This window comes from Flavobacterium notoginsengisoli, assembly GCF_042686225.1.
In the GTDB taxonomy this organism is placed as follows: domain Bacteria; phylum Bacteroidota; class Bacteroidia; order Flavobacteriales; family Flavobacteriaceae; genus Flavobacterium; species Flavobacterium notoginsengisoli.
Genome location: NZ_JBHUOT010000007.1, coordinates 25,382 through 42,056, shown reverse-complemented (window position 1 = coordinate 42,056; position 16,675 = coordinate 25,382). Strand labels below are relative to the sequence as shown.

Annotated in this window: 13 protein-coding genes; 2 read left to right on the top strand and 11 right to left on the bottom strand. The window is 34.6% G+C overall.

The window, feature by feature from the left end; translation table 11 throughout:
- Positions 1 to 103 precede the first annotated feature (103 nt).
- On the top strand, positions 104 to 1,132 hold the full coding sequence (locus tag ACFS3A_RS16275) for a LacI family DNA-binding transcriptional regulator (protein WP_379826618.1): 1,029 nt from the start codon (positions 104 to 106) through the stop codon (positions 1,130 to 1,132).
- Positions 1,133 to 1,435: 303 nt separating this feature from the next.
- Here ACFS3A_RS16275 and ACFS3A_RS16270 read toward each other — a convergent pair whose 3' ends face one another.
- The 9 genes from ACFS3A_RS16270 to ACFS3A_RS16230 all read right to left on the bottom strand — a co-directional run bounded on the left by ACFS3A_RS16270 (position 1,436) and on the right by ACFS3A_RS16230 (position 12,469).
- The gene (locus ACFS3A_RS16270; RefSeq protein WP_379826617.1) at positions 1,436 to 3,058 is read right to left on the bottom strand and encodes a UxaA family hydrolase; all 1,623 of its coding nucleotides are present in this window, start codon (positions 3,056 to 3,058) and stop codon (positions 1,436 to 1,438) included.
- 34 nt (positions 3,059 to 3,092) lie between these two features.
- Entirely contained in the window at positions 3,093 to 4,538 is a 1,446-nt protein-coding gene (locus tag ACFS3A_RS16265; RefSeq protein WP_379826616.1) for a tagaturonate reductase, read from the bottom strand.
- 219 nt (positions 4,539 to 4,757) lie between these two features.
- Positions 4,758 to 5,426, bottom strand: coding sequence for a bifunctional 4-hydroxy-2-oxoglutarate aldolase/2-dehydro-3-deoxy-phosphogluconate aldolase (locus ACFS3A_RS16260; protein ID WP_379826615.1), 669 nt, complete (start codon positions 5,424 to 5,426; stop codon positions 4,758 to 4,760).
- A gap of 12 nt (positions 5,427 to 5,438) precedes the next feature.
- Positions 5,439 to 6,461: a PfkB family carbohydrate kinase gene (locus ACFS3A_RS16255; RefSeq protein WP_379826614.1), complete on the bottom strand. Its 1,023-nt coding sequence runs from the start codon at positions 6,459 to 6,461 to the stop codon at positions 5,439 to 5,441.
- Between the two features lie 9 nt (positions 6,462 to 6,470).
- Positions 6,471 to 7,874, bottom strand: coding sequence for a glucuronate isomerase (uxaC, locus tag ACFS3A_RS16250; RefSeq protein ID WP_379826613.1), 1,404 nt, complete (start codon positions 7,872 to 7,874; stop codon positions 6,471 to 6,473).
- Positions 7,875 to 7,899: 25 nt separating this feature from the next.
- Entirely contained in the window at positions 7,900 to 8,691 is a 792-nt protein-coding gene (locus tag ACFS3A_RS16245) for a gluconate 5-dehydrogenase (protein WP_379826612.1), read from the bottom strand.
- A 4-nt stretch (positions 8,692 to 8,695) separates the two neighbouring features.
- Positions 8,696 to 9,535: a 5-dehydro-4-deoxy-D-glucuronate isomerase gene (gene kduI / locus ACFS3A_RS16240; protein WP_379826611.1), complete on the bottom strand. Its 840-nt coding sequence runs from the start codon at positions 9,533 to 9,535 to the stop codon at positions 8,696 to 8,698.
- 100 nt (positions 9,536 to 9,635) lie between these two features.
- Positions 9,636 to 10,952 (bottom strand): MFS transporter, encoded by a 1,317-nt coding sequence (locus tag ACFS3A_RS16235; protein ID WP_379826610.1) that lies wholly within the window; start codon positions 10,950 to 10,952, stop codon positions 9,636 to 9,638.
- 47 nt (positions 10,953 to 10,999) lie between these two features.
- Positions 11,000 to 12,469, bottom strand: coding sequence for an MFS transporter (locus ACFS3A_RS16230; protein ID WP_379826609.1), 1,470 nt, complete (start codon positions 12,467 to 12,469; stop codon positions 11,000 to 11,002).
- A 395-nt stretch (positions 12,470 to 12,864) separates the two neighbouring features.
- Between ACFS3A_RS16230 and ACFS3A_RS16225 the strand changes: the two genes are divergently transcribed.
- Entirely contained in the window at positions 12,865 to 13,803 is a 939-nt protein-coding gene (locus tag ACFS3A_RS16225; RefSeq protein WP_379826608.1) for an alpha/beta hydrolase, read from the top strand.
- Positions 13,804 to 13,884: 81 nt separating this feature from the next.
- Here ACFS3A_RS16225 and ACFS3A_RS16220 read toward each other — a convergent pair whose 3' ends face one another.
- Both ACFS3A_RS16220 and ACFS3A_RS16215 read right to left on the bottom strand, forming a co-directional pair.
- Positions 13,885 to 15,348 carry a PepSY-associated TM helix domain-containing protein gene (locus ACFS3A_RS16220; RefSeq protein ID WP_379826607.1) on the bottom strand — a complete coding sequence of 488 codons (1,464 nt, stop codon included), beginning with the start codon at positions 15,346 to 15,348 and terminating at the stop codon, positions 13,885 to 13,887.
- Positions 15,349 to 15,422: 74 nt separating this feature from the next.
- Positions 15,423 to 16,661, bottom strand: coding sequence for a DUF4374 domain-containing protein (locus tag ACFS3A_RS16215; protein WP_379826606.1), 1,239 nt, complete (start codon positions 16,659 to 16,661; stop codon positions 15,423 to 15,425).
- Between the last annotated feature and the right edge of the window lie 14 nt (positions 16,662 to 16,675).

Below are 16,675 nucleotides of genomic sequence, written 5' to 3'. Positions count from 1 at the left end.
CTAAAACGTTTTAGTTTTGAATTATGGTAATCGATAACAATTTTTATTGCATAATGAAAAAAAATGTACTTTTGTCTAAAATAAACCGATAAACTTTTTTTGAATGAGTGAAAAAGTAACTATTTATGATATTGCTGAAAAACTAAACATCACTGCTGCAACGGTTTCGAGAGCGTTAAACAATAATCCTAAAATTAAGGAGGCAACACGCGAACTGGTTATTAAAACTGCCGCAGCAATGAACTACAAGCAAAATAAACTGGCACTGGCTTTAAAAAGCGGTCGAAGTAATAATATCGGAGTTATTGTACCGCGTATTGACAGTAATTTTTTCGCCTCTGTTATTCGGGGAATTGAAGAAGAACTTTATCCTCACGGCTATCAGGTCATTATCTGTCAGACACATGAAAGCATTAAAAGAGAGAATGAAAATCTTCATACTCTTGTAGACGCACAGGTTGACGGAATTATGATGTCTGTCACAGGGATTTCCAATGAAAATGATAGTGCTTTTAGAAATGTCTTAGAAAAAAATGTTCCATTGATTTTCTTCGACAGAAGTAAACACATTGATGGTGTAAGCTCAGTAACAATTAATGATTTCAAAGGTGGTTATTTAGCCACGAAACACTTAATAGATGAAGGCTGCAGAAATATTGCACATTTTTCAGGAGATCAGTCTTTAGATATATTTAAAAACAGATTTTTAGGATACAAACAGGCCTTATTGGACAACGGTATTGAGTTTAAAGAAGAATATGTAATCTATACCAAAAGTGCTGTGGATGCAGGAAAAGAAGCTGTCGATAAATTATTGCAATTAGAAACACCTCCGGATGCTATATTTTCTTCAAGTGATTTTGCAGCATTAGGAGCTATTCAGGAGTTAAAAGAACGTAATATTAGTATTCCAAATGAGTTTTGTGTGGCAGGATTTAGTAACGAGCCATTTACTAAATTTATGGAATTATCCATCACTTCTGTAGATCAGTCTCCGTTAGAAATGGGTAGAATGTCTGCTCGTGTTTTCTTAGAACAAGTAGATAAAACAGATACTATTAAAATTGAAAAAAAGGTCGTTTTAGCACCAGAATTACACATTCGTAAATCTTCTGCTAAAACTAACTTTTAATTTTTTTTTACCACATAAGTTATGTAAGCTCATTTTAGAATGGGCTTTTTTTATGCAAGCTTCAGAGAAGCGAAATATTTATAGATAACAATTAGTCATCGAGAATAAAGCTCCAGCGGAGCGAAATATTTAGGTTGCAGAAAAAAATGTCGCTCCTCCGGAGCTTTTATTTGTCTGTCTTATTACAATTCTATAAATATTTTGCTCCGCTGGAACACTCTCTATAAAAAAAAAGACGCACAATTGTGCGTCTTTAATATAAAACTTTGTCTCTTTGCAACTCTCTAACTTTGAGTCTAAAAACTAAAGCGATACCCCTCTTTTCCAAGGAATAAAATCGTTTTGATTTAATACTGCAGCTTTTGTTTTAATGGTACCGCTGGCAACATTGATAATAAACTCAAGCATTTCGTCTGCCATTTCATCAATTGATTTTTCACCTGTGATAATTCCTCCAGTGTCAATATCAATAATATCAGACATTTTGTTTGCTAACTGCGTGTTTGATGAAATCTTTACAACCGGAGCAATAGGATTTCCTGTCGGAGTTCCTAAACCTGTTGTAAACAATACCATATTCGCTCCGGAACCTACCATTGCAGTTGTACATTCAACGTCATTTCCTGGCGTACATAACAATGTAAAGCCTGGTTCGTTAATATATTCTCCATAATCGAAAACACCTGTAATTGGTGATGTTCCACCTTTTTTAGCAGCACCAGCTGATTTCATAGCATCTGTAATCAAACCGTCTTTAATGTTACCTGGAGACGGATTCATATCAAATCCTGAACCGGCATCAACAACTGTCTTTTCGTACCATTTCATCAAGTCTAAGAAACGTTTTCCATCCTTATCATCTATACAACGATTTACTAATTCCTGTTCTACCCCACATAATTCAGGAAATTCAGAAAGAATTGTAGTTCCTCCCAAAGCAACTAAATGATCCGATAACACTCCTAAAGTTGGGTTTGCAGAAATCCCAGAGAATCCGTCAGATCCACCACACTCTAAACCAATTCTTAATTTAGACAATGGAGCTGGTTCTCTTTTTATTTCATTTGCCTTCTTAATAGCCTCAAAAGTATCTTTTACCACACTGCTCAACATTGTTTCGATAGTTCCGATAGACTGCTGATCGTAGATCAAAACAGGCTTTTTACTATTTGGATTAATCGCATCTAAAGCATCTTTAAAAATTGAAATTTGAAGATTCTGACACCCTAAACTCAATACAGTTGCTCCAGCCACGTTTGGATTATTTACATAACCCGCCAAAAGTTTTGCCAAACTATGAGAATCCTGACGAATTCCACCACAACCACCTTGGTGCGTGATAAATTTAACTTCAATATTATTGAACAAGTTTGCATCGTTTGAAGCTTCCTGATTTCCTGCTCCACCTGTTTCTGATTTTACCAAAGAACGCAACAACAACTGATAATCGTTCTCTTTTGGCTTCATCAATTCTTTCTCAAAGATATCTTTTAAGATTTCGATGTTTCTGTTTTCACAAAAAACTAATGGAAAAAATAACCATACATTTTCTGTTCCTACTTGCCCATCTTCTCTGTGATAACCCTGCCATGTTCTGTCTTTCCATTTATCTACATTGGGAGCATTCCAGCCGATAGTTTCTGTTTTACCAGTAACTTTATCACTTTCGTGTTTTACGTTTGCTGTAGAAAGTAAACCGCCTTTTTCGATTCTAGCGCTTGCTTTCCCAACCAAAACACCGTACATAATGATTCTGTCCCCTACATTAAAAGGAACCATTGCAATCTTATGTTTCATTTTTACGTCAGACTCTACTGTAATTGATTGTCCTTCAAAATCAATCACTTCGCCTGCAGTAAGATCCACCAAAGCAACCGCAACATTATCGGTTGGGTTTACTTTTATTAATTTTTTCTGCGTTGCCATAATTAACCTTTGTTCTTTGTTCTTTTTGTTTTTTTTATTTTATTCTTTCCTGAAACTTAGCAAAACCAGCTTCAATTCCGTTTGAATCTATTTCTTCTAATGCAATTGTAATTGCTCTTGTTAATCCTGGAATTTCAGTTAAATCTTGATCCCAGAAAGTCTTGTTTTGTAATGTAAGTCTTGCTATTTTTTCATAATCATCTGATTTCCATAATCCATCAAAAAATAAAACAATATCTTCGCCATCTTTAACCGGTAAACTTTGACCATTCCAAGTTCCTTTGTAGAAACGAATTAAACTCGCTAATGAAAAAGTCAAATTAACAGGCAATTTTTTGTTAGTATTATAATATCCTAATAAACTAGGCAAAACTCTTACTTTGAATTTCGATACAGAATTTAATGCAATATCAGCAAGTGCATGTTTGATAAATGGATTTTTAAATCGGTCCATTACTTCCTCAGAATAGGCCGTAATTTCATTTTTATCCATATCAAGAGTTTCACTAATTTCACTAATAACGCTATTTACAAATTTTCCGGTAAAATCTCCGTTAACAGTTTCCATTACCAATTTATTACCATGTAAAAGTGAAAAAGGAACCATCGCAGTATGCGCACCATTTAAAATACGAACTTTAATCATTTTAAAAGGACGTATATCATCAACGATTTTTACATTCAAATCTGTTTTGTGAAAAGGCAATTTTGCTTTTAGATCATCTCCACCTTCAATAGCCCAAAGGAAAAAAGGTTCAGCCGCAACAATTAAATTGTCCTCATAATCTAATTTATTATTGTATTCTTCAATTTCAGCTCTTGGATATCCAGGAACAATTCTGTCAACCAAAGTACTATGATAGGTACAAGCATCTGATACCCAAGTTTTAAACGCATCTTCTAATTTCCATAAATCAACATATTGTAAAATATATTTTTTAAGTGTCTCAGAGTTATAATCAATTAATTCACAAGGAATTATTGTAACTCCTTTAGAAGTATCCCCACTAAAATGTTTAAATCTTTCATATAATAAAACCGTCAATTTTGCAGGAAATGATACTGGTGGCTGCATGTCTGGAGTATCACTTTCAATAAATTCAATTCCAGCTTCTGTAGTATTAGAAACAATAAACTGAAGTTCTTCTTCTTTGGCTAAAGCCAAATAATTAGAAAATTCAGTATATGGGTTTATAGTTTTTACAATATTATTAATTAACTCAATATCTTGTATCTTTTCACCTTTTTTAATTCCGTTCATAAACAAGGTATAAAGACCGTCCTGAGCATTAATCATATTTACCATACCGTCTTTCAAAGGTTGAACTATTGCAATACCGGCATTAAAATCAACCTCTTTATTTAGTTTATCAAAAGCATAATCAACAAAGGCTCTCAAAAAGTTACCTTCACCAAACTGAACTACCTTAATTGGCTGTAACTTTTCTAATCCTGTATTTATTCTATTTAATTTTTTCATTTTAAATTTTCTTTAATGCGTTATAAATAACCATTTATAAACCTTATTTCTTCATTTCTACCTTTTAAATTGTAAAAGAAACATTACACCCGATTGAATAAAATAAAACCTGCTGTGAGGAATGGCGGGTCAAATTTTTCAAGCGTAATGTTCTATTACAATCTCTAAAAATCTAAAAAAAACTTATAAAATAAGGAGTTGGCATGATTACTCCTTAATCTATTTTCTAATCTCTTTTATAATATCAAGAACTTGACTAACTTTTGCCGTTAGGCCATCAAAGTCTTTATTTTCTAATATATCTTTTGAAATCAACTGTGAGCCTAAACCAACACAAGTTGCTCCTGCATTCAACCACGAACTCAAGCTTTCCACTGTTGGATAAACTCCTCCTGTCGGCATAATATTTGTCCATGGACAAGGCCCTTTTATAGCTTTGATAAATTCTGGACCGTAAGTATCAGCTGGGAATAATTTCACGATTTCACAGCCTAATTCTTCTGCTCTAGCAATCTCTGTCAAAGTACCGCATCCAGGCGACCACAATACTTTTCTGCGGTTGCAGGCAATTGCAATATCTTCCCTGAAAACTGGCGTTACAATAAAATTTGCGCCTAAACTCATGTATAACGAAGCCGAAGCCGCATCTGTGATAGAACCCACCCCCAGAATCATTCCCGGAAGTTCTGTCAAAGCATATTTGTTCAGCGCTCCGAAAACCTCATGTGCAAAGTCGCCTCTGCTGGTAAACTCCATCAATCGGGATCCACCATCGTAACATGCTTTCAACACTTTTTTACTCAATTCGATATCAGAATGAAAGAATAACGGAACCATACCATTCTCTTTCATTGTTGATGCCACTTCAATTCTTGAATATTTTGCCATTTCTTATTTAAATTATCTTGATACTAATGCAGAACCATCACCATCGATCATATTTTCAACTTCCTTTAAAGTAACCAGGTTATAATCTCCTGCAATAGTATGCTTCAAACAACATGCTGCAACTGCAAAATCCAAAGCTCTTTGGTTGTTATTTTGATATTCTAATAAACCGTAGATCAATCCGCCCATAAAAGCATCCCCACTTCCAACTCTATCAACTACAGGTGTTACTTCTTTTACTGCTGCACTATGAATTGCTTTTCCGTCATATAAAATTCCCCCAATTCTTTGGTGCGAAGCGCTAACCGAATAACGAAGTGTCGTTGCAGCAATTTTCAGATTCGGAATCAATTCAAATAATTTATCGTACACTGCTGGAAGTGTTTTTTCATCCTGATAGTTCGGATTTACTTTAGGAATTCCCAACATAAAATAAGCTGTATCAATATCTCCTAAAATGACATTGCTATATTTTAACATTTCCGGCATTACTTCACTTGGCGTTTTTCCGTACTGCCAAAGTTTTGATCTATAATTTAAATCACAAGAAATTTTGATTCCTTTTTTGTGAGCCACTTTAATCGCTTCCAAACAAGCTTCCGCCGCAGTTTGTGAAATTGCAGGTGTAATACCGCTCCAGTGAAACCATTCAGCTCCTTCCAAAACTTTATCCCAGTCCACCTGTCCTTTTTCTATTGTTGACATCGCACTGTGAGCACGATCATAAACCACATTGCTGCCACGTGTTCCAGCTCCGGTTTCCAGAAAATAAATTCCTAAACGTTCCCCTCCATAAACAATGTTTTTAGATTCAACATTCATTTTTCTGATTTCTTTTAAAGCAGAAAAACCAATTTCATTTTCTGGTAACCTTGTAACAAATTCTGCATTTACACCATAATTTGCCAAAGAAACACATACATTAAATTCTCCACCTCCATAGGTAGCACCGAATGCTGTAGATTGCGAAAAACGTAAATGTCTTTCTGTTGATAAACGCAACATAATTTCTCCAAATGCAACTACTCTGCTCATAATACTTAATTAAAAGTTGAAATATTCTTTTGCATTGTTATATGAAATATCAGAAACTAATTTTCCAATCCATTCCATATCATTTGGAAGTTCACCACGTTTAATTTCGTCTCCTAAAAGATTACATAAAATACGTCTGAAATATTCATGTCTTGGGAAAGACAAGAAACTTCTTGAATCTGTCAACATTCCAACGAAACAGCTAATTAATCCCATATTAGAAAGGGCATTCAACTGTTTTGTCATACCGTCTTTCTGATCTAAGAACCACCATCCTGATCCAAATTGTACTTTTCCACGTACGCTTCCGTCGTTGAAATTTCCAATCATAGTTGCCATAACTTCGTTATCAGCCGGATTCAAGTTATAAATAATTGTTTTAGTCAATTTATCTTTACTATCTAAAGCATTTAAAAAGTTAGATAGTTTTTGAGCCTGAGGATAATCTCCTATAGAATCCCATCCAGTATCCGGACCTAAAATTCTGTGCATACGGGCATTGTTGTTACGTAATGCACCTAAGTGAAATTGCTGTACCCATCCAAATTCGTGATACGTTTCAGATAAGAATACTAAAACTGCACTTTGGAATTTCAAAGCTTCTTCCGGCGATAAAATTCTATTTTCTCTTTTCTTTTTGAAAATTGCAGAAACCTCAGATTCTGTAAATTCTTCAAAATATATTTGATCTAAACCGTGATCACTTAATTTACATCCGTTCGCATTAAAAAATTCGATTCTGTTTCTTAATGCTGTTTGTAAATCTGCAAAAGTATTAATTGCAACTCCGGACACATCCCCTAATGTGTCCAGATATGCATTATAACCATCGTTAGCAATCAAGATGGCTTTATCAGGTCTGAAAGCTGTACTCATTTTAATTCCAACCGAATTGTTAGCGAATTTTTGGTGAAATTCTAAACTATCAATCGGATCTTCTGTAGTACAAACCAATTCAGCATTTACTTTTTTAAGAAGGTTCTGCGTGCTGTAAGCCTGAGAATTTATTTTCTCAGAAGTTTCGATGTAAATTTTCTCCGCTGATTTTTCATTCAGTAAATCATAAATATCGAAATAACGCGCTAACTCTAAATGTGTCCAGTGGTATAAAGGATTACGCATTGTATATGGAACTGTTTTTGCCCAGTTTAAGAATTTATCTTTATCTGAACCATTTCCTGTTACAAACTGCTCATTAATTCCTAATGTACGCATTGCACGCCATTTGTAATGATCGCCATTGATCCATACATTGGTAATGTTATCAAAAATCTTATCTTCAGCAATAAACTGCGGATTTAAGTGATTGTGGTAATCAATAATTGGCTGATTTTTAGAGTAATTATGATACAACTCTTCAGCGTATTTATTTTCTAATAAAAAATTGTCATGTATGAATGTATTTGCGCTCATGTCTTTTTTAAATATAATTTGAGAATTATTCTTCGTTTGAAGGTTTTCCAATTGTTGCTAAGATTCCACCGTCAACATATAAAATATGACCGTTTACAAAATCACTAGCTTTGGATGATAAAAATATTGCTGCTCCAGCTAAATCACCCGGATCTCCCCATTTTGCGGCAGGAGTTCTGCTAATGATAAAATCATTAAACGGATGTCCGTCTACTCTAATTGGCTTTGTTTGTTCTGTTGCAAAATAACCTGGCCCGATTCCGTTAATCTGAACATTGTATTTCGCCCATTCTGTCGCCATGTTTTTAGTCAGCATTTTCAAGCCTCCTTTTGCAGCAGCATAGGCAGAAACTGTATTTCTTCCTAATTCACTCATCATAGAGCAAATATTGATTATTTTTCCTTGTCTTCTTTGAATCATTCCTTTTGCAACATGCTTAGAAACAATAAACGGACTAACTAAATCAATATCAACTACTTCTCTAAAATCCGAAACTTCCATATCCAAAAGCGGAATTCTTTTAATAATTCCTGCATTATTGATTAAGATATCGATTGATCCCACTTCGCTTTCAATCTTAGCAACAGCTTCTTTTACTTCTTGCTCTTCTGTTACATTAAATTTATACCCCACAGCATTGATTCCTTCTCCTTTAAGCAATGCTACAGCATCATCTATTTTTTGTTGAGATGAATTTCCATTTACTACAATTGTAGCTCCTGCTTCTCCAAGTCCTTTTGCCATTGCCATTCCCAGTCCGTGTGTACTTCCTGTGATAAGGGCAACTTTTCCTTTTATGTCAAATAAGTTTGTCATTTTCTTATCTTAAATCAGTGATTTTACAAACATCCATATCTCCGTAATCTAAATTTTCACCTGCCATTCCCCAGATAAAAGTATAGTTGCTGGTTCCTGAACCTGAATGAATGGACCAAGGCGGAGAAATTACTGCCTGATGATTGTTCATCCAGATATGTCTTGTTTCCTGCGGTTGTCCCATAAAGTGACAAACAGCCTGATTTTCCGGAATATCCAAATAGAAATAAACTTCCATTCTACGATCATGTACGTGTGCCGGCATCGTATTCCAAACACTTCCTGGTTTCAATTCTGTCATTCCCATCTGTAATTGGCAAGTAGTGACTACACTTCCAATAATCATTTGATTCACGGTACGGTGGTTTGCCGTTTCCATTGTTCCTAACTGTAATTTGTTAGCTTCAGCTAAACTTACTTTCTTAGTAGGATATGTTGTATGTGCTGGCGCGGAGTTTAAATAAAATTTAGCAGGATTGCTTTTGTCATCACTTTTAAAAACCACTTCTTTATTTCCAGCTCCGATATACAAAGCATCTTTAAAACCTAATTCATAAGTTGTTCCTTCCACAATTACAGAACCACTTCCTCCTACATTAATAATTCCCAGCTCTCTTCTTTCTAAAAAATAAGGCGCTTTAAGCGGATCGATTGTTTCCAAAGCTAAATCACCTTTTACCGGAACTGCAGAACCTGCGATGTATCTGTCGTAATGAGAATAAACCAATACCACTTCATCTTCCTGCATTAGATCATCAATTAAGAATTCTTCTCTCAATTGTTGAGTATCATATTTTTTTACAGCTTCTGGGCTTGACGCGTATCTTGAACTATATTTTGTCATAATTTTTATTTAATGTAATCGATTGCACAAAATTAATTTTTTTATATTGAAAAACCATAATTCAAGCCAAAAATTATTTCGATTGAATCATTTTTGGTTTTTACAACTCCACTTTTTTCATTCTTGGAACTAGGATATGCATAATCAGCCAAGCCAATAAATACGAAGCTCCACAGATACAAAACATAATAAAATAACCCGTTTCTATCTTACCTATTTTAGTGTAATAAACAAACATATTTTTCTGCACCAACAAGGTTAATAAGATTCCACCAAGTGCTCCAAACATTCCTCCCATTCCTGTAACCGATGCAGTAGCTTTTTTTGGAAACATATCTGAAACTGTTGTAAAAATATTTGCACTCCAAGCCTGATGCGCAGAAACTGCCAGACCAATAACCAAAATAGCAAACCAAATATTTATTGCTCCTAATTGTTGTGCAAATAAAACAGGTAAAACTGCAAAAGCATACAATAACATACTTGTTTTTCTTGCTTTATAAGCCGGCCAATTGTTATTTATTAATTTTAGCGGAAGCCATCCCCCACCTATACTTCCAATGCTTCCAATCATATACACCAATGCGCAAGGCCAAATAATTTCTGTTGCTGTCAGTTTATATTGTTTCATTAAGAAATCCGGAAGCCAGAATAAATAAAACCACCAAACCGGATCTGTCAATAATTTTCCAATCGCAAAAGCCCATGTTTGACGAAATGAAAGCAATTTTATCCAGGAAACTTTTTCTTTCGATTCTGTTTCAACTTCTGTCACTTGGTCAGAAGTAATATATTCTAATTCAGCCTGCGATAAACGTCTCTGTTTCTGCGGTACTTCATAAAATAAAAACCATAATACAAGCCATACAAAACCAACAATACCAGTTATAATAAAAGCCCATTGCCAGCCATAATTTTCAGCAATAAAAGGAACAGTTAACGGAACAATAATAGCTCCAATATTACTCCCTGAATTAAAAATCCCAGTAGCTAAAGCCCTTTCTTTCTGCGGAAACCATTCAGCAGTTGCTTTTATTGCTGCCGGAAAATTTCCTGCTTCTGTAACTCCTAAAAACACACGAGCTATTAAAAACCCTCCAGTTCCGGTTGCCAGCGCATGTCCAATTGCAGCTAAACTCCACAAACCTGTTGCAATTGCATAACCTAATTTCGTTCCTAACTTATCAATAATCCCACCTGCAACCAACATGCCCAATGCATAAGCAATTTTAAAAGCAAGTTCTATATTCGAATAATCAATAACTTCCTGCTCCGGTGTCCAGTGAAACGCTTCAGCTAAAAAAGGTCGAAGGTAACTTATTACATTTCTATCCAGATAATTGACAGTTGTAGCAAAAAAAACTAAACTACAAATAGTCCAACGGTATTTCCCTATTGCTGCATTAGCTTGGTTCATGATATGGTTTTGGTTTAGGTTGGTTAGTTAGTTTCGAAAAATCCTGGTTAGAGATTTGTAATCGGGCTGTATTTTGGAACCAATGTTTTCATTACAATCCAGCCTGTTAAATAACACACTGCACAGATAGAAAAAATGATAAAATATCCTGCTTCAATCCCTTTAAATCCCATAAAAACCATATTAGTCTCTTTTGCATGATCAAATAAAACTCCAGATCCTTTATTGATTAAAGTTGACCCAATTCCGCCTGCTAAACCACCAATTCCTGTAATGGTTGCAATTGCTTTTTTAGGAAACATATCTCCCACAGTTGTAAAGATGTTTGCTGACCAGGATTGATGAGCCGCTCCCGCAATTCCGATAATAATTACCGGCACCCAGTAACTAATGTACCCTAAAGGCTGTGCAATCAAAGCTAACAAAGGAAAGAATGCAAAAATCAACATGGCTCTCATTCTTCCTTCGTATGGATTCATTCCTTTTTTCTCAACAAAATATGTTGGCAACCATCCTCCAATAATTGACAATAATGTAATCATGTAAAGTACAAATAATGGCAACGCTGCTTCTGTAGAATCCATTCCGTAAACCGAACTTAAATACGCCGGAGTCCAGAATAAGAAAAACCACCAAACACCATCTGTCATAAATTTACCAAATGCAAATGCCCAAGTCTGTTTGTATTTAAAACAATCTGCTAAAGATACTTTTGTGCTTGTTTCTGGTTTGTATCCCTCTATTTTACTATCTAAAAGATCATCTTGTTGAATATATGCTAATTCTTCTGCACTTACTTTTGAGTGTCTTTCTGGCTTATCGTACATAAACATCCAAAATCCCATCCAAACAAATCCTAACGCTCCGATGATTATGAATGACATTTCCCATCCGAAAGATTTTGCGATAAACGGAATTGTAATTGGCGCTGCTAAAGCTCCAACTGTCGCTCCTGCATTGAAAATACTGGTTGCAAAAGCCCTGTCTTTTTTAGGAAAATATTCTGCAGTAGTTTTAATTGCTGCAGGAAAGTTTCCAGCCTCTCCCACTGCTAAAACAAAACGAGCGAAAATAAACAATGCAACACTTACATTAATTACCATCGCTGTATCACTAACTGTACTTATAATCTCTTTTGAACCATGAAATCCTACAAACCAGTTTCCTGTAATGATTCCTGAAGTTGCAATTCCGCAAAATGCATGAAGGCAAGCTCCTACAGACCAAATTCCAATTGCCCAAAGAAATCCTTTTTTGGTATCCAACCAGTCAACAAATCTTCCAGCAAACAACAATGAAACAGCATAAAAGATAGAGAACAAAGCGGTAATATTTCCGTAATCATTATTTGTCCAATGAAATTCTGGCGCAATAAAATCACTCCAGGTTAACGAAAGTACTTGTCTGTCAAGATAATTAATGGTTGTTGCAAAAAATAATAAAGCGCAAATACTCCAACGGTATTTGCCTGCAGCTTTGACGCTCTCATTTACTGCAACAGTTTCGGTTTGATTCATAGTAAGTGGGTATTATAGTTTTGTAATTTTTGGTAATTTTAGCAATACTATTTACCTCTATTTAAAAATATTAAAATCAACATATTAACAGTTCTAAAAAGAAATAATGTAATCGATTGCACAAATATAGTTTTTAATCTCTACATTCCAAATAAATTGTATAAAAAATAATTTAAGGTTTTTAAATAAACATATTACATAAAAAAAAGAATACAAAATTACACATTAAACAATATATTTGTTAAAAGCTAATGGGTGAAATTCATCCTTTTTGCAGGGTAAAATTGTACTGAAATTCATGCTTTGTTAAATCGTTTTGATTAATTTAGACTATCGGTTGCAATTTTCACAGAAAAATACATAAATCACTAATAAACAATTAATTAAAAAACAATTTGAAAAAATCAAAATCACCATCTTTAGTAAAAATCACATTAAGTTTTCTGTTTTTTTCGGGCATATTTTCTATTACAGCACAGAATCAGGTAGTTCCATTATGGAATAAAATTCCAGATGAAATTAAAGCAACAGATTATAAAGAAAAAGAGAAGATAAATGACGGAAAAGTGCAAAGCACCAGTCAGGTTTCTGTACCTACTTTAAGTATTTTTATTCCAAAAGAAGCAAAACCAAATCAAACGGCTGTTGTAATTTGTCCTGGAGGTGGTTACACCCACTTAGCCTTTGATAAGGAAGGAACAAAAGTGGCAGAATGGTTCAATAGTTTAGGAATTACAGCTTTTGTATTGAAATATCGCATGCCTGCCGATTTAACTATGAAAAATAAAAATATCGGTCCGCTACAAGATGCTCAGGAAGCTCTTCGTTATGTAAGACAAAATGCTGCAAAGTGGAATATTGATCCGAATAAAATTGGAATTCTGGGATTTTCTGCAGGAGGACATTTAGCCGCTACTTTATCCACTCATTATGACGACAAAGTGTATGAATCTAATTTTAAAGTCAGTGCACGCCCTGATTTTTCTATTTTAATTTACCCTGTAATTTCAATGGAAAATGAAATTACTCATAAAGGTTCACAAACTAATCTGCTTGGAAATAATCCATCGCAAGAGCTTATCAATAATTTTTCAAACGAAAAAAAAGTAACTGCTAAAACACCACCTGCATTTCTAATTCATGCTACAGATGATACCGTTGTGATTCCAGAAAATAGTATTAATTATTATCTGGCTTTGAAAAAAAATGGAGTTACAGCAGAGTTACATTTATATGAAAAGGGCGGCCACGGATTTGGCTTAGGAGTAAACGATACCAGTAAATTCTGGACAAGAGATTGTGCAGAATGGCTTAAAGCAAACGGTTACAATTAAAAAAAGAAAGGCAAAACTTTTTCAAGTTTTGCCTTTGGATCAAAAAAAAACAAAAAGGAATTAAAAAACCATTTTAATATCTTAAGCAGTAACTTCTTGTTCTGCGTTATTTTTCAATTTAGAAACAGGAATCGCTTTACTTGCCACTTTTGGTTTTGCTGCAGGCGTTTTCTTTTTGCCAAACTTCTGTTTTCCCCACCAAATAATAAATCCTGTAATAGGTAAACTGGCAGAAATTAAACTCGCCAAAAATGCAATAATTTTACCTGTTAATCCCAGAACACTTCCTACGTGAATATCATAATTCATTCTACGAATTTTGTCCGGGATATTTGCCTCCATATATTTCCCAGAGAAAGGTGTTTTAATCGAGATCTCTTTAAGAGACTGCTGATCAAAACTATAACGATCCATATTGTAGTAGGTATTTTTTTGCTTGTAAACAAAAGCTCCAATTGGATCAGCAGGTTTACCTGGAATACTTATCATAATCCCCGATGCCTGAGGATTTTCTTTCTTAATATTCAATAATACTTTATCCGCTGTTGTAATTTTAAACTCTTTTACGTGAGTCGTATCCGATTTAGGAGATTCTCTGTTTTCTACTAATGGTTTTCCTCCTGAAGTTACCCAATACAATGATTTACTCCACCAGCCAAAACTCCAGACTAAGCCCGTTACTGCAATAAAAAACAGAAAAATACAGCTGTAAAAACCCAGTACATTATGCAAATCATAATTGACACGTTTAAAGCTCGCGTCCCACTTAATTTTAAAACTTTTATCAATAATCGATTTTATCCACTTTGTAGGCCACCACAAAACGATACCTGAAATCAATAATACAACGAAAATCAAAACTGCAACTCCCACAATAGGACGACCTATATCGTAAGGAAGCCAAAGTGCACGATGACCGTTTAATATCCATCTGAAAAAATCCGGAGAATCACCTCTTGAAAATGTTTTTACATTTAAGATTTCTCCTGTGTACGGATTCATATATACACTTATAAAAGTGCCACTCCTTCTTCCGCCTTTGCCTTTACCTTTTTCTCCCTTTCCTTTTCCTCTTTCTTTCGCTTTTTCATTGGCAAGAGGTTTTAACTCAGCTTTTCTTTCACTTTCATTTTTAGCAATATCTTTTCTCTTACCTCCTCTTTTCTGTTCTTCTTTCTTATTTTCTCCTCTGCCCTTTTCTCCTTCTTCTTTTTTTTCCACAAAATAACCTACAATTGCAGCTTCATCTTTTGCACCAAAAGTTACACTAGTAGCTTTTTTATCTTTCATTTTTTTGTCAGCAATGGCGACCAATTGCGAGGGCAATAAAAATTCTTTCTGCTGTGGTTTAACAAAACGCCAGTCTTCAATAAAATCTTTAATCTCATTTTCGAAAACATAAATGCAGCCAGTAAGACTGACAATAACTACGATAATTCCGGATGCTAGCCCAAGCCATAAATGCAGCCAGGCCATAATACGCTTGAAAAGCGATTTTTTACTCTTTTTCTTATTAGTTGTTTTTGGTTTTGAAGAAGAAAACATATTGGATAGATAAATAGGATAAATATAAAAAACCGTAAGTCCTCATATAAATAAGGACTTACGGCAAAAAAAAATTAGTATTTTAATTTCTGAATTGCAGTAATTTGCCCTCCTTCAACTTTCATACCTTGTGTCGCTGCAGCAGAGGTACCATTGATGGTATAGATCCAGTTTCCATCAGGAGTGTTTACACCAAGAACAGCCGAATTTCCATCTTCTGTTGTAATATTATAACGAGTAGTAGCATTTGTTAATATAGCCGGCATACCAGTAACCCATTTAAAGGTTTGGTTGTATACGTCAGCAACAGCTAACCTAACAGCTCCTGCATTAGTTCCAACGTTTCCGTACATTAATAATAAAAACTTACCATTTGAGATATAACTTGTTGAAGAAATTTTGTACCCTCCTGATTTTTCCTGAACATTAAAGAAATAAGATTTGTCAAATTCTGTGGTTCCTTTAGTAATTTTAACAACAGCCGAAGGTTTTGTAGAAGTAACTACACCATTAGCTGTTCCAATAGCTCCGGAAAATCCATAAACATCTCCTTTTTCATCCTGAAATAGTCCATTAGTAAAGTAAGCTCCTAAGTAACTTGTACGGTTATCTTTAATTACTTTTTCTAATTTTAGATCCGGATAACTATACACCGCTACCCAAGTACTATCAGCATGTCTTGTTCCAAAAGTATCCGGAGCAATACCATTAATTTTCATGTAAGGCATAAATACTTTATCTCCCACCTGAGTTGCCCATGTAAAATGAGCTCTTTCTGCTAAATCCGGATTTTTATTTCCAATTAAAAGTCTGGTATCTTGTGCTTCTGTCCCTGTAAGTATAGATTTTTCTGCATCAACTTTATACATATAAGAAATTGAAGCGCCACTTCTAGGCACTTTTACCATTAGAATGTCTTTATTAACTGGTGCAAAAACCTGTACTGTCTCCGACTGGAAATTTGAAGTCTTGGTTAGATCTCCATTTGCTGTTAAGCCATAAGTAGTAACAGCTCCTGGGTTTCCCTGACCGTAAAGGAAACTAAAAAATTTGTTTTGCGTTGATAAATAATAACGATAAGTACCATCTTGCTCTAATCCGTTTCCAGCTGTGGTAATTGATCCTTTCGAAACGTCATCAGCAGTCAATAGATAATCCGCTACTCCTGTTGCTCCTGTAGAAACGGTAATTATATATTTTGATTTTCCAGTTTCTCCACTAGTTTCTCCATTTTGCTCATCGTTACTCTCACATGAAGCAAAAGTGAAAGCAAATGCTGCTAACAGTAAAGGTAATTTGGTAATTGTTTTCATAAGTATTAAAATTT